General features: G+C 71.5%; 3 protein-coding genes. 2 read left to right on the top strand and 1 reads right to left on the bottom strand.

The annotated features are described in order from the left end of the window. Positions 1-178: 178 nt before the first annotated feature. Positions 179-1,126, bottom strand: coding sequence for a methionyl-tRNA formyltransferase (locus HZS56_RS37485; RefSeq protein ID WP_216725271.1), 948 nt, complete (start codon positions 1,124-1,126; stop codon positions 179-181). A gap of 235 nt (positions 1,127-1,361) precedes the next feature. Between HZS56_RS37485 and HZS56_RS37480 the strand changes: the two genes are divergently transcribed. Further along, entirely contained in the window at positions 1,362-2,717 is a 1,356-nt protein-coding gene (locus tag HZS56_RS37480; RefSeq protein WP_216725270.1) for a lysine N(6)-hydroxylase/L-ornithine N(5)-oxygenase family protein, read from the top strand. An 11-nt stretch (positions 2,718-2,728) separates the two neighbouring features. After that, complete coding sequence (locus HZS56_RS37475) at positions 2,729-3,787, top strand: FecCD family ABC transporter permease (protein WP_216725269.1); 1,059 nt, start codon at positions 2,729-2,731, stop codon at positions 3,785-3,787. Positions 3,788-3,833 lie beyond the last annotated feature (46 nt).

Here is a 3,833-nt window from a genome sequence, read left to right as displayed (position 1 = left end):
CCCCCCCCCCCCCCGCCCCCCCCGGCCCCGCCCCCCCCGCCCCCCCGCCCCCCCCCCCCCCCCCGCCCGCCCCCCCCCCCCCCCCCCCCCCCGCGCGCCCCCCCCCCCCCCCCCCCCCCGGGGGGCGGGCCCCCCCCCGCCCCCCCGCCCCCCCCCCCCCCCCCCCCCCCCCCGGCCGTCAGGGGCGGCCGGTGAGGTAGCCGCCCATGGCAGTGAAGTACTCGGTGGCGGACAGCTCCCGTCCGTCGTCCGTGCGGACGCGGGTGACGGCCAGGCCGTGGTTGCGGCCCGTACGGGCGTCGGCGCCGGCCACGACGACCACGCCGTCGCCCTCGCGGTAGAAGATGCGCCCGGGCGTGCCGCCGTACCGGCCTTCGGAGACCACCGCCGCGAGCACTTCGAGGCGCCTGCCCCGGTGGAAGGTGTAGGCGCTCGGGTAGGGCTCGGACTGGGCGCGGACCAGGCGCTCCAGGTCCTCGGCCGGCCAGCTCCAGTCGATGCGGATGTCTTCGTCGGACCGCTTGTGGAAGAAGCTGGCCCGTGACCTGTCCTGCCTGGTGAACTCCGTCTGCCCGGCCGCGATGAGGCCGAGTGCGCCGATGGTGACCGGGGCGATCAGGTCGACGGTCTTGTGGAAGAGGTCGGTGGCGGTGTCCTTCGGTCCCACCGGCACGGCCTCCTGCCGGACGATGTCCCCGGCGTCCAGCTCGTCGTTCATCATGTGTGCGGTGACGCCGACCTCGGACTCGCCGTTGATCAGCGCCCAGATCACCGGGGAGAACCCGGCGTACTTCGGAAGCAGCGAGTCGTGGACGTTGAGCGTGCCGTGGCGGGGGAGGCCGAAGATCCGCGGCGGGATCCAGGTCCGCCAGTTGTTGGCCACGATGATGTCCGGGTCGGCGTCCTTGAGGCGCTCGAACAGCTCGTCGTCGTCCGGGCGGTTGCGGATCAGCACCGGGACCCCGTGTTCCTCGGCGAGGCCGGCGACGGAGTCGCTCCAGATCTTCTCGTACGCGTGCTCGCTCTTGGGGTGCGTCACGACCAGCACCACGTCGTGCTCGGAGTCCAGCAGGGCTTGCAGGGTGCGGTGGCCCCAGGTCTGGTAACCGAACATGACGACCCGCATGGGCGTTCCTCCTCGTCGCAGGGCTGAACCGGGCAAGTTAAGCAAGGCTTACCTTAGTCCGCAACACTGTCGCCCGACACCCCAGTTGGCGGGCTCGCCCCTCCGTTCGCCCTATCGACAGCTTCATAGCATTAGCTTAGGCTCACCTAAGTTTCCGGCGGGCCGCTCCGTCGGCATGTCCCATTTCGGCAACCTCCACGCCTTCAAGGCGACTGTCCCGCACGATGGGAGTGACATGTCACAGGTTCTTCCTGGTGACGCAACGCTGGTCCACGACGTCATCGGAATCGGCTTCGGCCCGTCCAATGTCGCCATGGCGATCGCGGTCCGCGAACACAACGCACAGGCCGGGCCCGAGGAGGCGGTCACCGCCCGCTTCTTCGAGCAGCAGCCGCGCTTCGGATGGCACCGGGGCATGCTGATCGACGACGCGACGATGCAGGTGTCCTTCCTCAAGGACCTGGTGACACTGCGCAATCCGGCCAGTGAGTTCAGCTTCCTCTGCTACCTGCAGAGCAAGGGACGCCTGATCGACTTCATCAACCACAAGAACCTCTTCCCGCTGCGGGTGGAGTTCCACGACTACTTCGAGTGGGCCGCGGCCAAGGTCGACGACCAGGTCTCCTACGGCCGCGAGGTGGTCGGGGTGGCACCCGTCGAACGGGACGGAACGGTGGACCACCTCGAAGTGACGGTCCGTTCGGGGCAGGGCCTCGAGGTGCACCGGGCGCGCAACCTCGTGATCGGCACCGGTCTGCGCCCCCTGCTGCCCCAGGGCGTCGAGCGGAGCGAGCACGTCTGGCACAACTCCGAACTGCTGGCGAAGGTCGACGCGTTGGAGGGCACCGCACCCGCCCGGTTCGTCGTCGTCGGCGCCGGGCAGAGCGCTGCCGAGAACGTCGCCTACCTGCACCGCCGCTTCCCCGAGGCGGAGGTCTGCGCGGTCTTCGCGCGCTACGGCTACAGTCCCGCCGACGACAGCGGCTTCGCCAACCGCATCTTCGACCCGGAGGCCGTCGACGACTACTTCGCCGCTCCCGCGGACGTCAAACGCCGGCTGATGGACTACCACGGCAACACCAACTACTCGGTGGTGGACATCGACCTCATCGACGACCTGTACCGGCAGATGTACCGGGAGAAGGTGCTCGGCACCGAGCGCCTGCGCTTCCTCAACGTCTCCCGGCTCACCGGCGTCGAGGAGACGTCCGAGGGCGTGCGTGCCGCCGTCACCTCCCTGGTCACCGGCGAGGAGACGCTCCTGGACGCGGACGTCGTGGTCTTCGCCACCGGCTACAGCCCGGTGGACCCGCTCGGTCTCCTCGGCCGGGTGGCGGACCGCTGCCTGCGCGACGACGACGGCAGGGTGTGCGTCGAACGGGACTACCGCGTCGCGACCGACCCCGGCCTGCGCTGCGGCATCTACCTCCAGGGCGGCACCGAGCACACCCACGGCATCACCTCCTCCCTGCTGTCCAACACGGCCGTCCGGGTCGGCGAGATCCTGGAGTCGCTGCTCGACCGGAGCCTCAAGTCCGCCCCGGACGAGGCCCGGACGGTCGCCGACGGGGCCGGTACGAGCGCGCGTTAGGGTACGTCGCCATGGCCACGACTGCGACGGAGCGCCCCGCGCCCGGGGGTACGAGCAAGGCCCGTCACAGACGGGTCGTGGGACTGGGCGCCCTCGCGGCACTGCTCGTGGTCGCGGCGGTGGCGTCGCTGGCCGTCGGTGCGCGCGCGCTGAGCCCCGCCGAGGTCTGGCACGGACTGTTCGCCGGGCCCGGGTCCGACGGGCGGCTCACCGAGATCAGGCTCATCGTGCAGACGGTGCGGGTGCCCCGTACGGTGCTCGCGGTCGTGGCGGGCGTCGCCCTCGGGATCGGCGGGGCGCTCATCCAGGGGTACACGCGCAACCCGATCGCCGACACCGGACTGCTCGGGGTGAACGCCGGTGCGTCGTTCGCCGTGGTCTCGGTCATCGCCGTCTTCGGGTTCACCAGCCCCTTCCAGTACGTCTGGTTCGCCTTCCTGGGCGCGGGTCTCGCGGGCGTCGTCGTCTTCGGACTGTCGAGCATCGGGCGCGGGGCCGGCAACCCGCTGACCCTCGTGCTGGCCGGGCAGGGGATCACCGTGTTCCTCACGGCCATGACCACGGCGGTCTCCCTGACGGACAAGGCCTCGCTGAACGCGCTGCGGTTCTGGAACTCGGGGTCGGTGGCCGGCGTCGGGTTCGACGTCATCGGGCCGGTCGGCGTGTTCGCCGGCGTCGGACTGCTGCTCGCCCTGACGACGCTGCCCGCCGTCAACCTCCTCAACCTGGGCGACGACGTCGCGCGCGGGCTCGGCGTGGACATCACCCGCACCCGGACCGTCGGTGTCGTCGCCATCACGCTGCTGGCGGGCGCGGCGACGGCGGCCTGCGGTCCCGTCGCCTTCCTCGGGCTCATGGTGGCCCACGTCGCGCGGTACCTCACCGGCCCGGACTACCGCTGGCTGGTGCCGTACGCCGGGCTGCTCGGGGCGGTCGTACTGCTGGTCTGCGACATCGTGGGGCGCCTGGTGGTGCGGCCGGGGGAACTGGACGCGGGGGTCGTCGTCTCGCTCGTCGGGGCGCCGTTCTTCGCGGTACTGGTGTGGCGCGGCAGGTTCAAGAGCGCATGAACGGGGCGGACGTGGGGCCGGACGGAGCGACGACGAGGGCGGGCGG

This window comes from Streptomyces mayonensis, assembly GCF_018982965.1.
In the GTDB taxonomy this organism is placed as follows: Bacteria; Actinomycetota; Actinomycetes; order Streptomycetales; family Streptomycetaceae; genus Streptomyces; species Streptomyces mayonensis.
The sequence above is the reverse complement of the archived record's forward strand: the minus strand, read 5'-3'. Positions and strand labels throughout refer to the sequence as shown.